The 19,870-nt window shown below is 60.6% G+C and carries 18 protein-coding genes; 8 read left to right on the top strand and 10 right to left on the bottom strand.

What is annotated here, in order from left to right; translation table 11 throughout:
- Positions 1 to 511: 511 nt before the first annotated feature.
- A complete protein-coding gene (locus R1A29_RS18865) occupies positions 512 to 949 on the bottom strand; it encodes a hypothetical protein (protein WP_438299212.1) in 438 nt (145 codons plus the stop codon).
- A gap of 103 nt (positions 950 to 1,052) precedes the next feature.
- On the opposite strand from R1A29_RS18865, the gene R1A29_RS18870 reads away from it, so the two are divergent.
- A complete protein-coding gene (locus R1A29_RS18870) occupies positions 1,053 to 1,490 on the top strand; it encodes a universal stress protein (protein WP_119426999.1) in 438 nt (145 codons plus the stop codon).
- Positions 1,491 to 1,565: 75 nt separating this feature from the next.
- Here the strand turns inward: R1A29_RS18870 and R1A29_RS18875 are convergent, their stop codons facing one another.
- Positions 1,566 to 3,488 (bottom strand): ATP-binding cassette domain-containing protein, encoded by a 1,923-nt coding sequence (locus R1A29_RS18875; RefSeq protein WP_085713134.1) that lies wholly within the window; start codon positions 3,486 to 3,488, stop codon positions 1,566 to 1,568.
- 213 nt (positions 3,489 to 3,701) lie between these two features.
- Between R1A29_RS18875 and R1A29_RS18880 the strand changes: the two genes are divergently transcribed.
- Positions 3,702 to 5,630 carry a transglycosylase SLT domain-containing protein gene (locus R1A29_RS18880; RefSeq protein WP_248741238.1) on the top strand — a complete coding sequence of 643 codons (1,929 nt, stop codon included), beginning with the start codon at positions 3,702 to 3,704 and terminating at the stop codon, positions 5,628 to 5,630.
- Positions 5,631 to 5,723: 93 nt separating this feature from the next.
- Here the strand turns inward: R1A29_RS18880 and R1A29_RS18885 are convergent, their stop codons facing one another.
- Positions 5,724 to 7,517 (bottom strand): ABC transporter transmembrane domain-containing protein, encoded by a 1,794-nt coding sequence (locus tag R1A29_RS18885; protein ID WP_438299213.1) that lies wholly within the window; start codon positions 7,515 to 7,517, stop codon positions 5,724 to 5,726.
- A 258-nt stretch (positions 7,518 to 7,775) separates the two neighbouring features.
- Between R1A29_RS18885 and R1A29_RS18890 the strand changes: the two genes are divergently transcribed.
- On the top strand, positions 7,776 to 7,955 hold the full coding sequence (locus R1A29_RS18890) for a PA1571 family protein (RefSeq protein ID WP_065260694.1): 180 nt from the start codon (positions 7,776 to 7,778) through the stop codon (positions 7,953 to 7,955).
- A 57-nt stretch (positions 7,956 to 8,012) separates the two neighbouring features.
- On the opposite strand, the gene pdxB is transcribed toward R1A29_RS18890, so the two are convergent.
- The gene (gene pdxB / locus R1A29_RS18895) at positions 8,013 to 9,155 is read right to left on the bottom strand and encodes a 4-phosphoerythronate dehydrogenase PdxB (RefSeq protein ID WP_438299214.1); all 1,143 of its coding nucleotides are present in this window, start codon (positions 9,153 to 9,155) and stop codon (positions 8,013 to 8,015) included.
- A 159-nt stretch (positions 9,156 to 9,314) separates the two neighbouring features.
- Here pdxB and R1A29_RS18900 point away from each other — a divergent pair, with 159 nt between their 5' ends.
- On the top strand, positions 9,315 to 10,724 hold the full coding sequence (locus R1A29_RS18900; protein ID WP_438299215.1) for an MATE family efflux transporter: 1,410 nt from the start codon (positions 9,315 to 9,317) through the stop codon (positions 10,722 to 10,724).
- 49 nt (positions 10,725 to 10,773) lie between these two features.
- On the opposite strand, the gene tusA is transcribed toward R1A29_RS18900, so the two are convergent.
- A complete protein-coding gene (tusA, locus tag R1A29_RS18905) occupies positions 10,774 to 11,025 on the bottom strand; it encodes a sulfurtransferase TusA (protein ID WP_007953079.1) in 252 nt (83 codons plus the stop codon).
- Between the two features lie 65 nt (positions 11,026 to 11,090).
- Positions 11,091 to 12,164 carry a 23S rRNA (cytidine(2498)-2'-O)-methyltransferase RlmM gene (gene rlmM, locus R1A29_RS18910; protein ID WP_114884403.1) on the bottom strand — a complete coding sequence of 358 codons (1,074 nt, stop codon included), beginning with the start codon at positions 12,162 to 12,164 and terminating at the stop codon, positions 11,091 to 11,093.
- A 221-nt stretch (positions 12,165 to 12,385) separates the two neighbouring features.
- Between rlmM and acnA the strand changes: the two genes are divergently transcribed.
- Together acnA and R1A29_RS18920 are read left to right on the top strand one after the other, a co-directional pair.
- Positions 12,386 to 15,127 carry an aconitate hydratase AcnA gene (acnA, locus tag R1A29_RS18915; protein ID WP_438299216.1) on the top strand — a complete coding sequence of 914 codons (2,742 nt, stop codon included), beginning with the start codon at positions 12,386 to 12,388 and terminating at the stop codon, positions 15,125 to 15,127.
- 9 nt (positions 15,128 to 15,136) lie between these two features.
- A complete protein-coding gene (locus tag R1A29_RS18920) occupies positions 15,137 to 15,376 on the top strand; it encodes a hypothetical protein (RefSeq protein WP_438299217.1) in 240 nt (79 codons plus the stop codon).
- A 32-nt stretch (positions 15,377 to 15,408) separates the two neighbouring features.
- Here the strand turns inward: R1A29_RS18920 and R1A29_RS18925 are convergent, their stop codons facing one another.
- Both R1A29_RS18925 and R1A29_RS18930 read right to left on the bottom strand, forming a co-directional pair.
- On the bottom strand, positions 15,409 to 16,185 hold the full coding sequence (locus tag R1A29_RS18925) for an aminoglycoside phosphotransferase family protein (protein WP_438302068.1): 777 nt from the start codon (positions 16,183 to 16,185) through the stop codon (positions 15,409 to 15,411).
- Between the two features lie 40 nt (positions 16,186 to 16,225).
- On the bottom strand, positions 16,226 to 16,714 hold the full coding sequence (locus R1A29_RS18930) for an SRPBCC family protein (protein WP_085713126.1): 489 nt from the start codon (positions 16,712 to 16,714) through the stop codon (positions 16,226 to 16,228).
- Positions 16,715 to 16,910: 196 nt separating this feature from the next.
- Here R1A29_RS18930 and R1A29_RS18935 point away from each other — a divergent pair, with 196 nt between their 5' ends.
- Together R1A29_RS18935 and R1A29_RS18940 are read left to right on the top strand one after the other, a co-directional pair.
- Positions 16,911 to 17,828: an ADP-ribosylglycohydrolase family protein gene (locus R1A29_RS18935; RefSeq protein ID WP_438299218.1), complete on the top strand. Its 918-nt coding sequence runs from the start codon at positions 16,911 to 16,913 to the stop codon at positions 17,826 to 17,828.
- A gap of 58 nt (positions 17,829 to 17,886) precedes the next feature.
- A complete protein-coding gene (locus tag R1A29_RS18940) occupies positions 17,887 to 18,291 on the top strand; it encodes a lysozyme inhibitor LprI family protein (RefSeq protein ID WP_438299219.1) in 405 nt (134 codons plus the stop codon).
- A gap of 113 nt (positions 18,292 to 18,404) precedes the next feature.
- Here the strand turns inward: R1A29_RS18940 and peaD are convergent, their stop codons facing one another.
- Both peaD and qhpC read right to left on the bottom strand, forming a co-directional pair.
- Positions 18,405 to 19,523, bottom strand: coding sequence for a quinohemoprotein amine dehydrogenase subunit beta (gene peaD / locus R1A29_RS18945; protein ID WP_438299220.1), 1,119 nt, complete (start codon positions 19,521 to 19,523; stop codon positions 18,405 to 18,407).
- Positions 19,524 to 19,546: 23 nt separating this feature from the next.
- On the bottom strand, positions 19,547 to 19,870 hold the full coding sequence (gene qhpC, locus R1A29_RS18950) for a quinohemoprotein amine dehydrogenase subunit gamma (protein WP_008016081.1): 324 nt from the start codon (positions 19,868 to 19,870) through the stop codon (positions 19,547 to 19,549).

Consider the following 19,870-nt stretch of genomic DNA (forward strand, 5'->3'; position numbering starts at 1 on the left):
CAGTACACGTCGGACGCAGGCGAATGGCTCGGCAGGACGCTTTTTCGTCAATGCTGACACCAATCCACCCGGCACACCCGCCAACGCGATAGTCGGGATTCTGTAGGAGCAGTCTGCAATACAAACGCTCAATTCATACGCCCGTTTGATTTGGGTACGCCACCTTCACGGAATTTCCGACAATTGTCAATCGCCCTAAATACGGGTTGAAATGCGACTTTGCGGTCATTTCTGTAAGACGCAGCCCGCCCACGCATGCTTGCATGCCAGGGCATTCATAAGATGAATAGTTAGAAAAGTCGCCCTAATTCGCCGCAAGCCTTGTTTAACAGGCTACGCTGGCTGGACTACAAAGGAAAACAGGCGCACTTTTGCTGACCGGCTCACTCCGGTTCAACGCCAAAAAGAATTTCCGGCCTGCCTGGCCAACCCCGCCCGATGAATCATGTCGGGCTTTTTATTGCTCGTCTGCCAGACGTTTCGCACCGTTGCAGCGCGAAACGTCCGTGAGTCATGCCAGCGCTTTCAGCGTGGCATCAATGTCCAGCAGAACCGAAGCGTCACCCTTCTCGCCCCAATAGAGCGCGATCATCTGCTTGTCGGCTTCAACCTTGAAAACGTTGCCCGGCAATTTTTCGAAATGATTGAGCAGAAGCGCATCTTCACAGACTTCCTGCCACTGATTGACCCACACGCCCGGGGATTTCTGCCAATACGTCCAGCACGCCGGCTGCTTGCCGCGCCGTGGCCGATGGTATTGCGCGCACGGGTTTGGCGGCTCCTGGCTCAGCCAGTGCGGCCACTCCTGGGGCGCCAGCTGCATGGCCAGCCCGATGCGCCGGGCCTCGGTGCGCAAGGCTATCCGACCACTCTGTGCACGGGACGGACGCAACCACGCCAAGGGGCTCAACACCACCAGCAGGATTGACACCACCAGCCAGACCGTCATATGTGTACTCCCGTTTTGTCATGAGCCCATTGCGTCACTTTGGAACCAATGCGCTTGAAACCAGCCATACTTAACAATATTGATCCCTCACGAGGAGCACCTCATGCCCTACCACCATATCCTGGTCGCCGTAGATCTGACCGAAGAGTGCGACCCTGTGATCCACCGCGCCCGAGAGCTGTCGGTGAGCAATGGCGCCAAGCTGTCGCTGGTGCATATCGTCGAACCGATGGCCATGGCCTTTGGCGGTGACGTGCCGATGGATCTGTCACAACTGCAACAGCAGCAGTTCGATCAAGCCAAGGAACGCCTTGAGCGCCTGAAGCACAAATACACCGAACTGGAAGGCTCCAACTGCCACCTGACCTACGGCCAGCCACGTCAGGAAATCCACCACTTCGCCAAGGAACAGGAATGCGACCTGATCGTGGTCGGCAGCCATGGCCGACATGGTCTGGCGCTGCTATTGGGCTCGACCGCCAACGATGTCCTGCACGGCGCACCTTGCGATGTGCTGGCGGTGCACCTGGTCAAACGCTGATCCCAGGCACTTGTGAAAAGCTAAAAAGCCCGGCGTCCATCACTGGACGCCGGGCTTTTTCATACCTGGAAACAATCAGGCGTCCAGCTCCGCCCAACGCTCCACCAGCGCATCCAGCTCAGCCTGCAACTGCTCCAGAGAAGCAATCACCTTGGCCGTTTCGGCCGGCGGACGCTGGTAGAAACCGGCTTCAGCCATTTCAGCCTCGACCGCAGCAATCTGCTGCTCTTTGGCGTCGATGTCGCCCGGCAACGCTTCCAGCTCGCGCTGAAGCTTGTAGCTCAGTTTCTTCTTCGCAGCCGGGGCCGCAGCGACAGGCGCGGCAACCGGGGCCGGTTCAGCAGTGACCACCGCCGAGTTCAGGTCGGCCTTGCCGGATTTGCTTTCAGTCACGCCCAACAGACGCGGCGAACCGCCCTGGCGGATCCAGTCCTGATAGCCGCCGACGTATTCGCGAACCTTGCCCTCACCTTCGAAGACAAGAGTGCTGGTTACCACGTTATCGAGGAATGCCCGGTCGTGGCTGACCATCAGCACGGTGCCGTTGAAGGTCAGCAGCACCTCTTCGAGCAGCTCGAGGGTTTCCACGTCGAGGTCGTTGGTCGGTTCGTCGAGCACCAGCAGGTTTGCAGGCTTGCTGAATAGTTTGGCCAGCAGCAGACGCGCACGCTCGCCTCCGGACAGCGCCTTTACCGGCGTGCGGGCACGCTGCGGGCTGAACAGGAAATCGCCGAGGTAGCTCAGCACGTGGCGGCTCTGGCCATTGATATCGATGAAATCGCGACCTTCGGCGACGTTGTCGACCACGGTCTTTTCCAGATCCAGCTGATGGCGCAACTGGTCGAAGTAGGCCACGTCGATCTTGGTGCCCTCTTCCACCTTGCCGCTGGTTGGTTGCAGACCGCTGAGCATCAGTTTCAGCAGGGTGGTTTTACCGGTGCCGTTGGCGCCGAGCAGGCCGATACGATCGCCGCGCTGCAGCACCATGGAGAAATCGCGGATCAGGAACGGGCCGCCCGGATGCGCGAAACTCACGTTATCCAGCACCATCACTTGCTTGCCGGACTTCTCCGCTGTTTCCAGCTGGATGTTGGCCTTGCCGGTGCGTTCACGACGTTCGCTGCGCTCGACACGCAGGGCCTTCAGCGCACGCACGCGGCCTTCGTTACGGGTGCGACGGGCCTTGATACCCTGACGAATCCACACTTCTTCCTGAGCCAGACGCTTGTCGAACAGCGCGTTGGCGGTTTCTTCAGCGGCCAGTTCGGCTTCTTTGTGGACCAGGAAACTGGCGTAGTCGCCGTTCCAGTCGATCAGGCCACCGCGATCCAGTTCAAGAATGCGGGTGGCCAGGTTTTGCAGGAAGGAACGGTCGTGCGTGATGAACAGCACGGCGCCCTGGAAATCCTTCAGTGCTTCTTCGAGCCAGGCAATCGCACCGATGTCCAGGTGGTTGGTCGGTTCGTCGAGCAGCAGCAGATCCGGCTCGGACACCAGCGCCTGGGCCAGCAGCACACGACGACGCCAGCCGCCGGACAACTCGGCGAGGGTCTTGTCGGCCGGCAGTTGCAGGCGGCTCAGAGTGCTGTCGACCAGGGTCTGCAAGCGCCAGCCGTCACGGGCTTCGAGGTCATGCTGGACGTGCATCAGCTTTTCCAGATCAGCGTCGGTGACGATGTTCTGGCTCAGGTGATGGTATTCGGCAAGCAGCGCACCCACGCCGTCGAGGCCTTCGGCCACCACGTCGAACACGGTCCGCTCGTCGGCCACCGGCAGTTCCTGCGGCAATTCACCGATTTTCAGACCGGGGGCACGCCACACGGCGCCGTCGTCAGGCTTCTGGTCGCCCTTGACCAGTTTCATCATGCTGGACTTGCCAGTGCCGTTGCGACCGATGATGCACACCCGCTCACCACGGGCGATCTGCCAGGACACCTTGTCCAACAACGGCATCGCGCCGAATGCAAGGGACACATCGCTGAATTTGAGCAGGGTCATGAGCTTCTCCAAAAACCGGGCGCGCATTCTACCTGAATCGAGGGCCGAACAGGCCGGCAATTTCGCCGCTGACGTACTCTGCACAACATTTGTTGCGAACTTGTGCCGCAAGGCCGGCAAAGCTTTCGCCGTCTGCTGGCAAAAGGCTAAGCTACAGACAATTCAGTGCCACCCACGCTGGCACTTGTCATGATTTCTCTGCCCGGATGTCTCATGCGCAGTCGCCTTCTCAGTGTTTTGTCCTGTTTGCTACTCACCGCCGCTGCTGCTCAATCCGCCCAGGCGGTGGACCTGTCCACCCAGCGCCAGTATTACGATGAGGCCAAGCGCGCCCTGGCCAAGGGCGATACCGGCCCGTATTTCCGTTACAGCCAGGCACTCGCCGATTATCCGCTGGAGCCGTACCTGGCCTACGACGAGCTGACCGCCCGCCTGAAGACTGCCAGCAACGCGGAAATCGAGAAATTCCTCGCCGAACACGGTGACCTGCCCCAGGCCAACTGGATGAAGCTGCGCTGGTTGCGCTGGCTCGCCGACCGTGGCGACTGGGCGACTTTCGTCAAGTATTACGATCCGAAGCTTAACTTCACCGAACTGGACTGCCTGAACGCGCAGTACCAGATCAGCAGCGGCCACAAGGCCGAGGGTTACGCCAATGCCGACAAACTGTGGCTGACCGGCAAATCGCAACCCGCCGCGTGTGACGCGCTGTTCGGGATCTGGGCCGCCGACGGCCAGTTGACCGAGCAAAAACGCTGGGAGCGCACCAAACTCGCCGCCCAGGCGCGTAACTATCCGTTGGCCAACAGCCTGGTCAACGGCCTGACCACACTGTCGCCACGCGGGCGTCTGCTGGTGGATGTTGCGCAGAAACCGGAACTGCTCAACCAGCCATCGCGCTTCACCCCGGCCGACGAACCGATGTCGGACATCGTCAGCCTCGGCCTGCGCCGTCTGGCCCGCCAGGATCCGGACAAGGCCATGGATCTGCTTGATGGCTACGCCAGCAGCATGCATTTCTCGCGGGATGAAAAAGTCGCCATCGCCCGGGAAATCGGCCTGACCCTGGCCCGTCGCTTCGACAGCCGCGCGCTGGACGTGATGACCAAATATGACCCGGAACTGCGCGACAACACCGTTTCCGAATGGCGCCTGCGCCTGCTGCTGCGCCTGGCACGCTGGGACGATGCCTATCAGTTGACCCGCCGCCTGCCGCAGGATCTGGCCACCACCAACCGCTGGCGCTACTGGCAGGCCCGCAGCCTGGAACTGGCGCAACCACAGAACCCTGAAGCACAGACGCTGTACAAGAGCCTCGCACGGGAGCGGGATTTCTACGGTTTCCTGGCCGCCGATCGCTCGCAACTGCCTTATTCGCTGGTCAACAAACCGTTGGTGCTCAGCCAGGCCACCATCAACAAGGTGCGCAACACCCCCGGCGTGCGCCGCGCACTGGAATTCCACGCCCGCGGGCAGATCGTCGACGGACGTCGAGAGTGGTACCACGTCAGCCGTCACTTCAACCGCGACGAGATGGTCGCCCAGGCCAAACTGGCTTACGACCTGAAATGGTATTTCCCGGCGATCCGCACCATCAGCCAGGCGCAATACTGGGACGACCTGGACATCCGCTTCCCGATGGCCCACCGCGACACCCTCGTGCGTGAAGCCAAGGTCCGTGGCCTGCACTCGAGCTGGGTGTTCGCCATTACCCGTCAGGAAAGCGCCTTCATGGACGACGCCCGCTCCGGCGTCGGTGCCAGCGGCCTGATGCAACTGATGCCCGGCACCGCCAAGGAAACCGCGCGCAAGTTCAGCATTCCGCTGGCCTCGCCGCAGCAGGTGCTCGATCCGGACAAGAACATCCAGCTCGGCGCCGCCTACCTGAGCCAGGTACACAGCCAGTTCAATGGCAACCGCGTGCTCGCCTCCGCCGCCTACAACGCCGGCCCGGGCCGCGTGCGCCAGTGGCTGCGCGGTGCCGACCACCTGAGCTTCGACGTGTGGGTCGAAAGCATCCCGTTCGACGAAACCCGCCAATACGTGCAGAACGTGCTGTCCTACTCGGTGATCTACGGCCAGAAACTCAACTCGCCGCAGCCGCTGGTGGACTGGCATGAGCGGTACTTTGACGATCAGTGATCGTGCAAAGATCGCCGTAAACAAAAATGCCCGCATCGAGAGATGCGGGCATTTTTTATGACGCTCTACTGGGTCGGTTACTAGGTCGCTTACTTAGTCGGTTACTGGGTCGGTCGAAGCCAGATGCCCATCACTGAACTGCAACGCCGCCAACCGCGCATACAGCGGATTGCTGGCGATCAGCTCCTGATGCGTACCGATCGCCACTAGCTTGCCCTGGTCCATCACCGCAATCCGGTCGGCGTTTTTCACGGTGGCCAAGCGGTGGGCGATCACCAGGGTGGTGCGGTTTTGCATCAGACTGGGCAGGGCTTGCTGGATCAGGTGTTCGCTCTGGGCATCGAGGGCGCTGGTGGCTTCGTCCAGCAGCAGGATCGGCGCGTCGACCAGCAACGCCCGGGCGATGGCCAGGCGCTGGCGTTGCCCACCGGACAGGCCGAGACCACCGTCGCCCAGATGGGTCTGGTAGCCGTCGGGCATTTGTTCGATAAAGTCGTGGGCGTGGGCGATTTTCGCGGCTTCCTGCACCTGCTCCAGGGTGGCAGTCGGGCAACCGTAGCGAATGTTTTCTTCGACGCTGCCGAAGAACAGCGCCGGAGTCTGCGAAACCAGTGCAAAACAGCGGCGCAGGTCCAGGGGATCAAGACTTGTCAGCGGCACGCCATCGATCAGGATTTGCCCTTCGCGCGGATCATAGAAACGCAGCAGCAAGTCATACACCGTGGACTTGCCCGCACCGGACGGGCCTACAAGCGCAAGGGTTTCGCCCGCGTTGACCGTCAGACTCAAGCCGTCAACGGCAAAGCTTTCGGGACGCGAAGGGTAGGAAAAACGCACGTCCTGCAACGCCAGCTCGCCTTTGACCCGCGCCGGCAAGGTCACCAGTCCGGCTTTCGGCGGCTGGATGATGTTCTCCGAACGCAACAATTCGGCGATGCGCTCGGCGGCGCCCGCTGCGCGCTGCAGTTCGCCGATCACTTCGCTCAACGTGCCAAACGCACTGCCGACGATCAGGCTGTAGAACACGAACGCCGCCAGTTCACCGGCAGAAATCCGCCCGGCAATCACGTCCATCCCCCCGACCCACAACATCACCGCGACGGCGCCGAGCACCAGCACGATCACCAGCGTGATCAGCCAGGCCCGCTGGAAAATCCGTTTGCGCGCGGTCTCGAACGCCTGCTCGACGGTCGAGGCGAAACGCTGTTCATCCTGCACCTGATGGTTATAAGCCTGAACGGTCTTGATCTGGCCAAGGGTTTCCGAGACATAGCTGCCAATGTCGGCGATCCGGTCCTGGCTCAATCGCGAAAGATTACGCACACGTCGCCCGAAAATCAGGATCGGCGCAATCACCAGCGGCAGCGCAATCACCACGATACTGGTGAGCTTGGCATTGGTGATGAACAGCAGCACGACGCCGCCAATGACCATCAAAAGATTGCGCAAGAACAGCGACAGCGACGAACCGATCACCGATTGCAGCAACGTCGTGTCAGCGGTCAGGCGCGACTGGATTTCCGAACTGCGATTGTCCTCGTAGAACCCGGGATGCAGGTAAACCAGATGGTTGAACACCTGCCGACGGATGTCGGCCACCACCCGCTCGCCGATCCATGACACCAGATAGAACCGGGCAAAAGTACCGACTGCGAGCCCCAGCACCAAGAGCATGAACAGGCCAATGGACTGGTTGAGCAAATGCGGCGACTGGGTCATGAAACCCTGATCGACCAGCAGCTTGATGCCCTGCCCCATCGATAAGGTGATGCCGGCGGTGACGATCAGCGCGAGCAGTGCGCCGAAGGCCTGCCAGCGATAAGGAGCGAGAAAATGACTGGTCAGGCGCAGGGCCCGGCGGTGGCGCGAGGAAAGCATCGGGATCATTCAGGTTCACGTCGTATGCTGATTAATGGGGCCAGCCTGGACACTCAATGGGGTGGAACTCTGCAAATCACAATGAGTCAGGTTAATTATGACCGGCCAGACTACCCCCTAGATGCTATCGGTCTAATGCCCGGGTTGAGACGAACGGTCAATTCTGCTTGAGTGAAGATACCGTTCCGGAAAGATCGAAGGGAGTTGTCACAGCCTGGTCACCTGACGGTTTTATTGTGCTTACACAACCTGATGAGGAGACAGGCCATGTCCTTGCAACACAGCAGCGACGACAAGATTCAAGTGATCCGCACCAAGCCCGGCCAACCTCTGGGTTGCTCGATTATCGATAAGGATGGGCGCGAAGTGCCAATCACTGAAGACATGATCCAGAACGCTTGCCGCGAACTGGAGAAGCGATTGGTCAAGCCTGCCGAACAAAAGTGATGTAGCCACCGTCTTCCTGACCCGGCCCCCGTAGGCCGGGTTTTTTCTGCCCGCGATTTATACGGCCACAGCGCCCAGCGCCGACACGATCTGCCGCAGGGCGGGTGAATCCCCCTCGATTCTTACTTTCAGCCCTTCAATCTCGCGGCGTACCGGATACTGCTTGCGCAACACATCGAACGCTGCACGCTGCTCACCGACGCTACCCAACAAAGTGCGGCGAAAATCCGCATCGTCCCGGCGCGGGTCGTACACGCCCCGGCACAACATCGCCAGGGCCCAGGCCGGATCGCTGTCGGCATGCAGGGAAACTTCCGACAACCACGGTGCCGGCAACAGGTCGCCAAGCTGAATGCTGGCCGGCTGACCGATGTAATCGCAGTAAGCCTGATAGATCTGCGCCGTGCCGCGTTGCTTGCCATCGAGGCTGTAACCGGCGATATGCGGAGTCGCCAGCACACAGAGCTCGGCCAAGGCGACATCGACTTCAGGCTCGGCTTCCCACACATCGAGGACCGCTTGCAGGTCTTCACGCTCCAGCAGCACTTCGCGCAACGCGGCGTTATCCACCACCGGGCCACGGGCGGCATTGATCAGCCAGGCGCCGGGCTTGAGTTGCTGCAAACGTTGCTCGTCGAACAAGTGCCAGGTCGCGCCTTCACCACTGCGGGTCAGCGGGGTGTGCAGACTGATCACGTCGCACTGCTGGATGATCTGCTCCAGGCTGACATAGTCGCCGCCCTCGGCCGCCTGACGCGGCGGATCGCAGACTTTCACGCTCCAGCCCAGCCCTTTCAGCACCTTGATCAAGCGACCGCCCACTTCACCGGCGCCGATCACGCCATAGGTGCGTTCACTCAAATCGACACCTTCGATTTCAGCCAGGGTCATCAGGCTGCCCAGCACATAATCCACCACACCACGAGCATTGCAGCCCGGCGCGCTGGACCAGGTGATGCCGGCCTCGTTGAAGTATTCGAGATCCAGATGATCGGTGCCGATGGTGCAGGTACCGACAAAACGAACCTGGCTGCCTTCGAGCAACGCGCGGTTGACGTTGGTCACCGAGCGCACCAGCAACACGTCGGCCTGTTCGACCGTGGCCCGGTCAATGGAACGGCCCGGCACCCGGCGGATCTCGCCGAAACCGGCAAAAAAGGCATCGAGCAGCGGGATATTTTCGTCGGCAACAATCAGCATGGCGGGGCTCCTTGGGCGGACCGGCAGTGTAGGCGCTGGGACTGCGATGAGCCAGCAGGCTGTTGATTACAAATCCGCAACAGAGGATTTTTCCTGACCATAACGTCAGCGGCGTAGAATGCCCGGCCTTGCGCATCAACCCCTGTGGACGCTTTGCCTGTGAACTCCGTAACCGAACGCCCTGCCGCCGTTTCCCTCAACCGCCCTGCCCGGGTTCGCCTGGAGCTGAAGAATCTGCTCGGCCTGGCCCTGCCGATCATGATCGCGCAGCTGGCAACCACCGCCATGGGCTTCGTCGATGCGGTGATGGCCGGGCGCGTCGGGCCAAAGGATCTGGCGGCCGTGGCACTGGGCAACTCGATCTGGGTACCGGTGTTTCTGCTGATGACCGGCACCCTGCTGGCCACCACGCCGAAAGTCGCCCAGCGCTTCGGCGCCGGCACCCACAGCGAGATCGGCCCGATCGTGCGCCAGGCCTTGTGGCTGGCGCTGGCGGTCGGACTGATGGCGACCACCCTACTGTTCTGCGCCGAACCGATCCTGCACCTGATGAAAGTCGATCCGGAACTGATCGGCCCGTGCATGCAGTACCTGCACGGCATTGCCAGCGGCCTGCCGGCGGTGGCCTTCTACCATGTGCTGCGCTGCACCAGTGACGGCCTCGGCCGCACCCGGCCGGCGATGGTGTTGGGCCTGTGCGGCCTGGCGCTGAACATTCCGCTCAACTACGTGTTCATTTATGGCCACTTCGGTGTGCCGGCCATGGGCGGCGTCGGTTGCGGCTGGGCCACGGCAATCGTGATGTGGGTCATGGCGCTGGGTCTGGCCGGTTATGAGCGCTGGGCGCCGGCCTACAAGTCGAGCGAACTGTTCAGCCGTTTCGACTGGCCGCAATGGGCGGTGATCAAACGTCTGCTGGCCATCGGTCTGCCAATTGGTATTGCAGTGTTTGCCGAGTCGAGCATTTTCGCGGTAATCGCGCTGCTGATCGGCAGCCTCGGCGCCACGGTGGTGGCCGGGCACCAGATCGCGCTGAACGTCAGCTCGCTAGTGTTCATGATTCCGTACTCGCTGGGCATGGCCGTGACCGTGCGTGTCGGCCAGGCCCTGGGCCGTGAAGAACCTCGCGAAGCGCGTTTTGCGGCGGGTGTCGGCATGGGGACTGCGCTGGCCTACGCCTGTCTGTCGGCGAGCATGATGTTGCTGATGCGCGAGCATATCGCAGCGATCTACACCTCGGATCCGATGGTGATTCACATCGCCGCGATGCTGATCGTGTACTCGGCGCTGTTCCAGTTCTCCGACGCGATCCAGGTCACCGCCGCCGGCGCCCTGCGCGGTTATCAGGACACGCGGGTGACGATGATCCTGACCCTGTTCGCCTACTGGGGCATCGGCCTGCCGGTGGGTTACGCCCTCGGCCTGACCGACTGGTTCGGTGAGCCACGCGGCCCGAGCGGCTTGTGGGAAGGCCTGATCGTCGGCCTGAGCTGTGCGGCACTGATGCTGTCGATCCGCCTGACGCGCAGCGCACGCAAACGCATCCGCATCAGCCGCTCGATGGGCTGACCGGCCATAAAAAAAGACCTGCAATTGCAGGTCTTTTTTTGCCTTCCGATCAGCCGGACTTCTTGCGAATCCAGTACAGATAGGTCCCGGCCTCTTCGTGCTGCCCCACCAGTTCATGGTCGAGAAATACGCAGAACTTGGGGATGTCGCGACGGGTCGACGGGTCGGTGGCGATCACCTTGAGCAGGCCGCCGGGCACCAGGTCACGGATGTGCTGGTGTAGCATCATCACCGGCTCCGGGCAATTGAGGCCCGTAGCGTCGAGGGTGCCGTCGACCGGCGTATCGATCATTTCACTCATGATTCACTCCTGAAACTGGCCGGCATTGTCGCCCAATGCCGGGTGTTCGGTCACCTGTCGCGCGCTCAGCGGGCTTTGGCTTTCTTCACGTCATGGCGGCGCAAATGGCAGGTCACTTCCTCGCGGTCGTGGTAAAGCTGCTTGCAGCCGATATCGACCTTGATCCCGCGTGCCTTGAAACCATCGGCAATGCGTTCGAGCAGACGCTTCACTTCGGCGTAACGCTGCTTCATCGGCAACTTGAGGTTGACCACCGCTTCCCGGCAATGCCCCTCGCCGATCCACTCTTCAAGCATCGCGGCGTTGCGCGCCGGTTTCTCGACGATGTCGCAGACCATCCAGTCCACCGGCTGCTTGGGCTTGAAGGTGAAACCGTCAGCCATCAAGTGCTGCACCAGACCGGTGTCCATCAGGCTTTCGGCCATCGGGCCGTTGTCTATGGCCGTCACCAGCATGCCGCGATTGACCAGTTGCCATGTCCAGCCGCCCGGCGCCGCGCCGAGGTCGACGCCGGTCATGTCGCTGTGCAGGCGCTCGTCCCACTGATCCCGGGGGATAAAGTGGTGCCAGGCTTCTTCCAGCTTCAGGGTCGAACGGCTCGGCGCCTCACGCGGGAACTTCAACCGCGGAATGCCCATCGGCCACATCGCCGAGTTACCGGCATCGGCCAGGCCGAGGAACACCTCACGGCCGCTCTTGAAGGTCAGCAACAGGCGCGGCTTGTCGGCGTCGTCCACCAGTTTTCCGGCGCCGGTCAGCGCCTTGCGCAGCGGGCCTTCGAACTTCTTGCAGAAATTGGACAGTTCCTTGCCGTCGTTGGTGTCGACGACTTCCAGCCACAAGCTGCCGCACACCGGGAATTCGGCCATGTGCGCGAGGATCACGCTGATACGGTCGGTTTCCGGCAGATCGATGAAAACCCCGCGAGCCCATTGGCGCGGGAAGATCAGCTCGGCGAAACGCTGGCCACGCATCAGGCGCTCGGCGCCGTCTTCTTCGGTGCAGACGAACTCGGCGCAAGCGGTCGCCGGTTTGGCCTTGGCGTAGCCGGCCACGTTCAGTTGGGCGGCGAGGTCGGAAATTTCCGAGCAGACTTCGCCTTCGAAGCCCGGCCGGCAATGCATGAATAGGGTGTTCATTCTTACTCCTGGGCAGAGGGCGGTCATTCATCCCCTGCGCGATGTCCAGGCTTGCGTCAAAGCAAAGCCTGTCACGAAAACCGGCGCATGATAGCCGATGTCGGAACCTTGGACTTGCCCATAGAGTCCAGTTATTAGCCAGCTACTGAAAACAGGGCTACGTTGATAGCTCTGCCCGTCCCCTCAGTCCGTAGCCGTGCGGACTCAAAGGAGTGATCGTAATGCCGTCCCTCGATAGTCTGAAATCCCTTAAAACCCTGAAAGTCGACGACAAGACTTACCACTATTTCAGCTTGCCGGATGCCGCCAAGACCTTGGGCGATCTCGACAAGCTGCCGATGTCGCTGAAAGTCCTGCTGGAAAACCTGCTGCGCTGGGAAGATGAAAAAACTGTCACCGGCGCCGACCTCAAGGCGATTGCCGCGTGGCTCAAGGAGCGTCGCTCCGACCGGGAAATCCAGTACCGCCCTGCCCGCGTGCTGATGCAGGACTTTACCGGCGTACCCGCCGTGGTCGATCTGGCCGCGATGCGCGCCGCCATGGCCAAGGCCGGCGGCGATCCGCAGCGAATCAACCCGCTGTCACCTGTGGATCTGGTGATCGACCACTCGGTGATGGTCGACAAGTTCGCCAGCGCCAGCGCGTTCGAACAGAACGTCGACATCGAAATGCAGCGCAACGGCGAACGCTACGCCTTTCTGCGCTGGGGTCAGAGCGCCTTCGACAACTTCAGCGTGGTGCCGCCGGGCACCGGGATCTGCCATCAGGTCAACCTCGAATACCTCGGACGTACGGTGTGGACCAAGGATGAAGACGGCCGCACCTATGCCTTCCCCGACACGCTGGTCGGCACTGACTCCCACACCACCATGATCAACGGCCTCGGCGTACTTGGCTGGGGCGTCGGCGGTATCGAAGCCGAAGCGGCGATGCTCGGGCAACCGGTATCGATGCTGATTCCTGAGGTGATCGGTTTCAAACTCACCGGCAAGCTCAAGGAAGGCATCACCGCCACCGACCTGGTGCTGACCGTGACGCAGATGCTGCGCAAGAAAGGCGTGGTCGGCAAATTCGTCGAGTTCTACGGTGACGGCCTCGCCGACCTGCCGCTGGCCGACCGCGCGACTATCGCCAACATGGCTCCGGAATATGGCGCGACCTGCGGTTTCTTCCCGGTCGATGACGTGACGCTGGAATACCTGCGCCTGTCCGGTCGCCCCACCGAAGTGGTGAAACTGGTCGAGGCCTACACCAAGGCCCAGGGCCTGTGGCGCCTGCCCGGTCAGGAACCGGTGTTCACCGACAGCCTGGCGCTGGACATGGGCAGCGTCGAAGCCAGCCTCGCCGGGCCGAAACGCCCGCAGGATCGCGTCTCGCTGCCGAATGTCGGCCAGGCGTTCAGCGATTTCCTCGACTTGCAGTTCAAACCCGTCAGCAAGGACGAAGGACGTCTGGAAAGCGAGGGCGGCGGCGGTGTCGCGGTGGGCAATGCCGATCTGGTCGGTGAAACCGATTACGAGTACGACGGCCACACCTATCGCCTGAAAAACGGCGCAGTGGTGATTGCCGCGATCACGTCCTGCACCAACACTTCCAACCCGAGCGTGATGATGGCCGCCGGTCTGCTGGCGAAAAAAGCCGTGGAGAAAGGCCTGACCCGTAAACCGTGGGTGAAAAGCTCACTGGCACCGGGCTCCAAAGTCGTCACTGACTATTACAAGGCTGCCGGACTGACGCAGTACCTCGATCAACTCGGGTTTTCGTTGGTGGGCTATGGCTGCACCACTTGCATCGGCAACTCCGGGCCGCTGCCGGAACCCATCGAAAAAGCCATCCAGAAAGCCGACCTGACCGTGGCGTCGGTGCTGTCCGGTAACCGCAATTTTGAAGGCCGGGTGCATCCCCTGGTGAAAACCAACTGGCTGGCCTCGCCACCACTGGTCGTCGCCTACGCCCTGGCCGGCACGGTGCGCACGGACATCAGCAGCGAACCGCTGGGTGAAGACAAGCAAGGCAAACCGGTCTACCTGCGCGATATCTGGCCGAGCAGCAAGGAAATCGCCGACGCGGTGAATCAGGTCAACACGGCGATGTTCCACAAGGAATATGCCGAGGTGTTTGCCGGTGACGAACAGTGGCAAGCCATCGAAGTACCGCAAGCCGCCACCTATGTCTGGCAGGATGACTCGACCTACATCCAGCACCCGCCGTTCTTCGATGACATTGCCGGGCCTTTGCCGGTGATCACCGACGTGAAAGGTGCGCGAGTACTGGCGTTACTGGGCGATTCGGTGACCACTGACCACATCTCCCCCGCCGGCAACATCAAGGCTGACAGCCCGGCCGGGCGTTATCTGCGGGAAAAAGGTGTGGAACCGCGGGACTTCAACTCCTACGGCTCCCGCCGGGGTAACCATGAAGTGATGATGCGCGGCACGTTCGCCAACATCCGTATCCGCAATGAAATGCTCGGTGGCGAAGAAGGCGGCAATACGATCTACATTCCGACCGGCGAAAAACTGGCGATCTACGACGCGGCCATGCGCTATCAGGCCTCGGGCACGCCGCTGGTGGTGGTTGCCGGGCAAGAATATGGCACCGGTTCCAGCCGTGACTGGGCCGCCAAGGGCACCAATCTGCTGGGGGTGAAAGCGGTGATTGCCGAAAGCTTCGAGCGGATTCACCGTTCCAACCTGGTGGGCATGGGCGTGCTGCCGCTGCAGTTCAAGCTGGATCAGAACCGCAAGAGCCTGAACCTCACCGGCAAGGAAACCCTGGAGATTCAGGGTTTGACCGGTGTCGAACTGACGCCACGGATGAATCTGACCCTGTTGATCACCCGTGAAGACGGGCGTCAGGAGAAAATCGAAGTGTTGTGCCGCATCGATACCTTGAACGAGGTGGAGTACTTCAAGTCCGGCGGGATCCTGCATTACGTGTTGCGGCAGTTGATCGCTTCGTAAGACCTGCAGATGCAGAAACACCGCCATATCGGCGGTGTTTTTGTTTGTGAGCGACACTTTTCTACGGACGAAAAAAAACCCGCCGAAGCGGGTTTTTCCCAAGACCATTATCGACTCCCTGTCGGCAGCGATCCTTGCATATGGTCGATCATCCATGATCCTGAAACACTCCCTGTGCTTCAGTTGATGAAGCTAGATTACGCTGTGGATCCAATCGGCAATAGTCGAAAAAGCTACCAGCGCGTGTAAGACATTCGCCATAGCACCCCTTCCGAAAACCCTTAGGCGTGTCGGGCGTTGAGTGCAGAAGCCGCCAGATCCGCGACTTTCAGCTGTCCGACGGCGGCTTTCTGGTCGTCATCCTCCATGAACCACGCGGCAGACAGTCCGGCAAACGCCAGTACCCATTGCAGAAGGCATTTTCGCTCAAGTCCCGCCGTTTCACAGATCACATCGACTTGCCGTTGAAAGCGTTCAGGATCGGCAGCCGTCGGCAGTTCCGGATTGCAGATCAGGTTGGCATAGTCAAAACCACGCTCGCCCCGCACCCGTTTCGGGTCAATCGCCAGCCAGCCGCGTGGGCCGAAATCGAGGACGTTGTCGTGGTGCATGTCGCCGTGCAGAACCACGATGTCACGGGGCTCGGCGAGCAAGGTTTCAGCCATTTGCAGGCAGATAGAATATTGGTCGCCGTATCGGGTGGCGGCCACTCGCAGCGAGGCAAACCACGGCGCCAGCTCCACCAGTGTTGGTGGTTTCGTAGGGCGCGGCGCATGCAGCCGCGCCAATGCCCGGCACATGATCCGGGTGGCCTCGTCATCCTCGCCATTGAGCGCCATGTGCATCAACGAACGCCGGCCCATGGCCCGCTCCAGCAACAGGCCGTCCTCGTGATGAGCGAGCACCCGGGCGGCGCCATCGCCATCCCACCAGGTCATCAGCAAGTTGCCGTACTTTTCCTCGTCGTCCACCGCGACCTTCAGCATCGCCGGTACGTCGCCCTGACGCACCGGCAACAGCTTGCTGCCCGGCGTGATGATCGGAACGCCGTCCGGCATCAGCGCCCAACGCTTCAACCACGGGTCAAACCACTCGTTATCAGCCACCTTCACGCTCGCGTGCCCTGTCTGTTTCGGCGAGAAAGTGTTCGAGCCTGCTCAACTGCTCTTCCCAGCCACGGCTGTCCATGTAGTAGGCCTCTTTCTGACGCACATCGGGAATATGCGCGAAACCTGACTCGGAAACCTTAAGCAGCGTGCCATTCTCATAGTCCTGCAGCTCGAATTTGACCAGCGTGGTCGGTTCCTGGGAGTAGTCGATTTTCGGGTTCACCGCATACGGGTGCCAGCGGAAGGAAAACAACTGCTGGGGCTCGACTCGCTCCACCAGCACGTTCCAGAGCACATGTTCATAACCGGGGTACGTGACCTGCCCCTGCGTCCACTCGCCGGCGATAAACCGCCGGCCTTCCAGGGCCACGCCAAACCACTGGCCAAACGCCTCGGCATCGACCAGCGCACGCCAGACATGGGAGCGCGGCGAGCGGAGCATGATTTTACGTTCAAAGCTGTTAGGTACTGGTTTCATACGTCACCTCCTGTTTTGAACAGTAGGCTTGTATGACCACATGTCCAATGCGAAGTTGTATCAATCCAGTGCAACTGTCTGAGCTAATGGAAATATCCGGCAGTATGTTGGGGTGCCGGTTCGTCAGAAACCGAACGGATCAACACTGTGAAACTGATAACGTTCCCAGCGAATTGAACGACACAAGGACGTCATCATGCAGCCCTCCCTCCCCGAACGTTACCGAGGCGCCCTCCTCGGTCTGGCCTGCGGCGATGCGGTGGGAACCACCGTCGAGTTTCAGCCTCGGGGCAGCTTCCTGTCCCTGACCGACATGGTCGGTGGCGGGCCGTTCAACCTGAAACCGGGCCAATGGACCGACGACACCTCTATGGCGCTATGTCTGGCAGAAAGCCTGCTGAACAAAAACGCATTCGATGCTGCCGACCAAATGGGCCGCTATCTGAACTGGTGGCACTGGGGTTATCTGAGTTCGACCGGCGAATGTTTCGATATCGGCATGACCGTGAGTCAGGCGCTGGATCGCTATCAACACACCGGAGAGCCGTTTGCCGGCTCCACTGATCCCTACAGCGCAGGCAACGGCTCGCTGATGCGTCTGGTGCCCGTTGTAATGTTTTATTTCCCCGATGCTCGGCAAATCAGGCGATTCGCCGCCGACAGTTCACGCACCACGCACGCGGCGCCCGAGGCGGTCGAATGCTGCCAGTTGTTTGCCGAGTTGCTCGCCAAGGCCCTGGAAGGCGCATCAAAAGCGGAAATGCGCAACCTCTCGCAAAGTGCCTTCAACCAGCCCAAGGTGGCGGCGATTGCCCGTGGCGATTACCTGAACAAGTCTGAAAGGGAGATTCGCGGCAGTGGCTACTGCGTCGAATCTCTGGAAGCGGCGTTATGGTGCTTCCAGCACACCGACAGTTTTGCCGCGGCCGTCCTGCGGGCGGCGAATCTGGGCGATGATGCGGACACTACGGCCGCTATTGTCGGCCAGTTGGCTGGTGCCCATTATGGCGTTCAGGGAATTCCGTCCGGGTGGCTGGAAAAGCTGCATGACGGAGCTGAAATTGCAGCGACTGCCGAACGGTTGTTGAACGCATCAAGACAGCTCAAGTCTTGATAGCGCCACGAAGTCGCTAAACTGCCCGACACCTTCATTCATCAAAGCGAGATGACTCATGTCCCTACGCCTGCTCCTGGCCCTGACACCTTTTCTTTTCACTTCCGTTGCCCACGCTGCCGTGGACTGCGCCAATGCCAGCGATCAGGCGACGATGAATCAGTGTGCCGGGCAAGAGAACAAAGCGGCGGATAAAGAGCTGAACGCGGTGTATCAGCAAATTGCCGCGCGCCTGAAAGGCGAGCCTGCCAGCAAAAAACTGCTGGTCAGTGCTCAGCGGGCGTGGATTGATTTTCGCGATGCCGAATGCGAATTTTCGGCATCCGGGGTAAAGGGCGGGAGTATGTACCCGATGATCTACAGCTCATGCATTACGCGCGTGACCAAGGATCGAACCGAGGCGCTCAAGCAGTATTTGAAGTGTGAGGAAGGGGATGTGGGTTGCCCGGTGCCAGGGGCCTGATTTTTGTAGCGGTTTAGAGGGCCCCTTCGCGAGCAAGCCCGCTCCCACATTTGAACCGCATTTCAAATGTGGGAGCGGGCTTGCTCGCGAAGGCGTCATCCCTGACGCCCTGATTACCGAACAAATACCTGCGCCGTAGTAATCGCCATATCCCCACCCGGCAACTTGATGCTCCCAGTCTGCTTCATGGTCTCGGCATCGAAGATCGCCACATCGTTGAACGTCCCGGCCAGGTAGATCTTGCTGCCATCCTTGTTGAACGAAATGCAGTAGTAGGAATGGTCCAGCGTGGCCGCCTGAATCAGCTTCTTCTGCTTGATGTCGTACTTGGCCAGACGGTTGAGCACACCGAACATCAGGTTCGGATCCTTCGGTGAGCGCATGCCACTGAAATAGATTTCGGTCAGCGGGCCGAAGTCGGTGGTTTCGGTCTTGCCGGTTTTCAGATCAACGCTGAACAAGCCGTACAGGTATTCAGCGCTGGTCGGATCCTGTTTCTTGTCCTTGAACTTCGCTGCCGTGTACAGCAGCGAGAAATCGTGGCGGTAAGTCTGCTGGTTCCACACGTAGAGCACGTCCGGGGCGCTGTAGTTCGGGCGTTTCCAGTGGCGGCTGGGGATCAGCACGTCGAACTTGCCGCTCTTCACATCGACCTTGTACACATCGGCGCCAGCCACATACAACGTGCCGTCATCGCCGCTCTGCATGATCGTCAACTGTCGTGGCGCCGGGAAGCTGCGCACCGGTTTGGCGTTCATTCCGGCGTCGGTGGCGTAGACGTCCAGCCGCGGCTGTTTGACCTCGTAATGGTCGTTGAGCATCAGAGTCGGGTTGGCGATGGTGTACAGTTCCTTGCCGTCGTGGCTAACGGTGAAGGCAAACATCGACCGTGCCTTCTCGCCCGGCTGCTGGGTGATGCTGGCGTGGAACACCTGCTTGCAGCTGTCCAGCTCGACACCGTAAACGTCGGCGTAATGGTTGTTCAGCACGTACGCGGTCTTGCGATCCGGCGACAGCTGCACGGTGCCGGGGCCGAAGGCATCGGGCATCTTGCAGGTCTTGTACAAGCTGTCGGTCGACAGGTCGATGACGTGCAGGTTGTTCGGGTAATTGGTGGTCAACATGTACTCGTGACCGTCTTGCAGCGCGGTGTTTTCATCGGCCAGAACCGGGAGCGCACAGGCGCTCAGAACCGCGAGTGCGGCAAGGCCGCAGGCTTTGATGTTGTGCATGCTGGAATCCTTCTTCTTATGGATCACTTGTCTTTCGGGAAGACAGTGCCGAGGTTGCGCCAGTTGTCGTTGGACGCCTGGGCATCCTTGTTCCAGTCCGGGTAGGTGCTCATCATGTCCGGCACCTGAGCCGGCCACCAGCACGGATCGGAGCAGCCATACAGGTCGGCTTCCATCGGCTGGCACAGCGACGATACGCCACCGAACGCATCGATTTCCCAGCCCGGGTCGGTGGTCGAGGCACAGCCGGCGACCGAGCTCATCGCCACCACCTCTTCAATGCGGTTCTCGTCCGCGGCCTGATCCAGCTTCAACGCTTTGTTATTGATTGCCTTGAGATGTTTCAT

It is taken from the genome of Pseudomonas sp. NMS19W (assembly GCF_051554255.1).
Classification (GTDB): domain Bacteria; phylum Pseudomonadota; class Gammaproteobacteria; order Pseudomonadales; family Pseudomonadaceae; genus Aquipseudomonas; species Aquipseudomonas kribbensis.

Bases quoted from the DNA above. Each gene is read 5' to 3' on its own strand.
- R1A29_RS18865 (WP_438299212.1), bottom strand. From the start codon at position 949: ATGACGGTCTGGCTGGTGGTGTCAATCCTGCTGGTGGTGTTGAGCCCC.
- R1A29_RS18870 (WP_119426999.1), top strand. From the start codon at position 1,053: ATGCCCTACCACCATATCCTGGTCGCCGTAGATCTGACCGAAGAGTGC.
- R1A29_RS18875 (WP_085713134.1), bottom strand. From the start codon at position 3,488: ATGACCCTGCTCAAATTCAGCGATGTGTCCCTTGCATTCGGCGCGATG.
- R1A29_RS18880 (WP_248741238.1), top strand. From the start codon at position 3,702: ATGCGCAGTCGCCTTCTCAGTGTTTTGTCCTGTTTGCTACTCACCGCC.
- R1A29_RS18885 (WP_438299213.1), bottom strand. From the start codon at position 7,517: ATGATCCCGATGCTTTCCTCGCGCCACCGCCGGGCCCTGCGCCTGACC.
- R1A29_RS18890 (WP_065260694.1), top strand. From the start codon at position 7,776: ATGTCCTTGCAACACAGCAGCGACGACAAGATTCAAGTGATCCGCACC.
- pdxB (WP_438299214.1), bottom strand. From the start codon at position 9,155: ATGCTGATTGTTGCCGACGAAAATATCCCGCTGCTCGATGCCTTTTTT.
- tusA (WP_007953079.1), bottom strand. From the start codon at position 11,025: ATGAGTGAAATGATCGATACGCCGGTCGACGGCACCCTCGACGCTACG.
- rlmM (WP_114884403.1), bottom strand. From the start codon at position 12,164: ATGAACACCCTATTCATGCATTGCCGGCCGGGCTTCGAAGGCGAAGTC.
- acnA (WP_438299216.1), top strand. From the start codon at position 12,386: ATGCCGTCCCTCGATAGTCTGAAATCCCTTAAAACCCTGAAAGTCGAC.
- R1A29_RS18920 (WP_438299217.1), top strand. From the start codon at position 15,137: ATGCAGAAACACCGCCATATCGGCGGTGTTTTTGTTTGTGAGCGACAC.
- R1A29_RS18925 (WP_438302068.1), bottom strand. From the start codon at position 16,185: ATGCCGGACGGCGTTCCGATCATCACGCCGGGCAGCAAGCTGTTGCCG.
- R1A29_RS18930 (WP_085713126.1), bottom strand. From the start codon at position 16,714: ATGAAACCAGTACCTAACAGCTTTGAACGTAAAATCATGCTCCGCTCG.
- R1A29_RS18935 (WP_438299218.1), top strand. From the start codon at position 16,911: ATGCAGCCCTCCCTCCCCGAACGTTACCGAGGCGCCCTCCTCGGTCTG.
- R1A29_RS18940 (WP_438299219.1), top strand. From the start codon at position 17,887: ATGTCCCTACGCCTGCTCCTGGCCCTGACACCTTTTCTTTTCACTTCC.
- peaD (WP_438299220.1), bottom strand. From the start codon at position 19,523: ATGCACAACATCAAAGCCTGCGGCCTTGCCGCACTCGCGGTTCTGAGC.
- qhpC (WP_008016081.1), bottom strand. From the start codon at position 19,870: ATGAAACATCTCAAGGCAATCAATAACAAAGCGTTGAAGCTGGATCAG.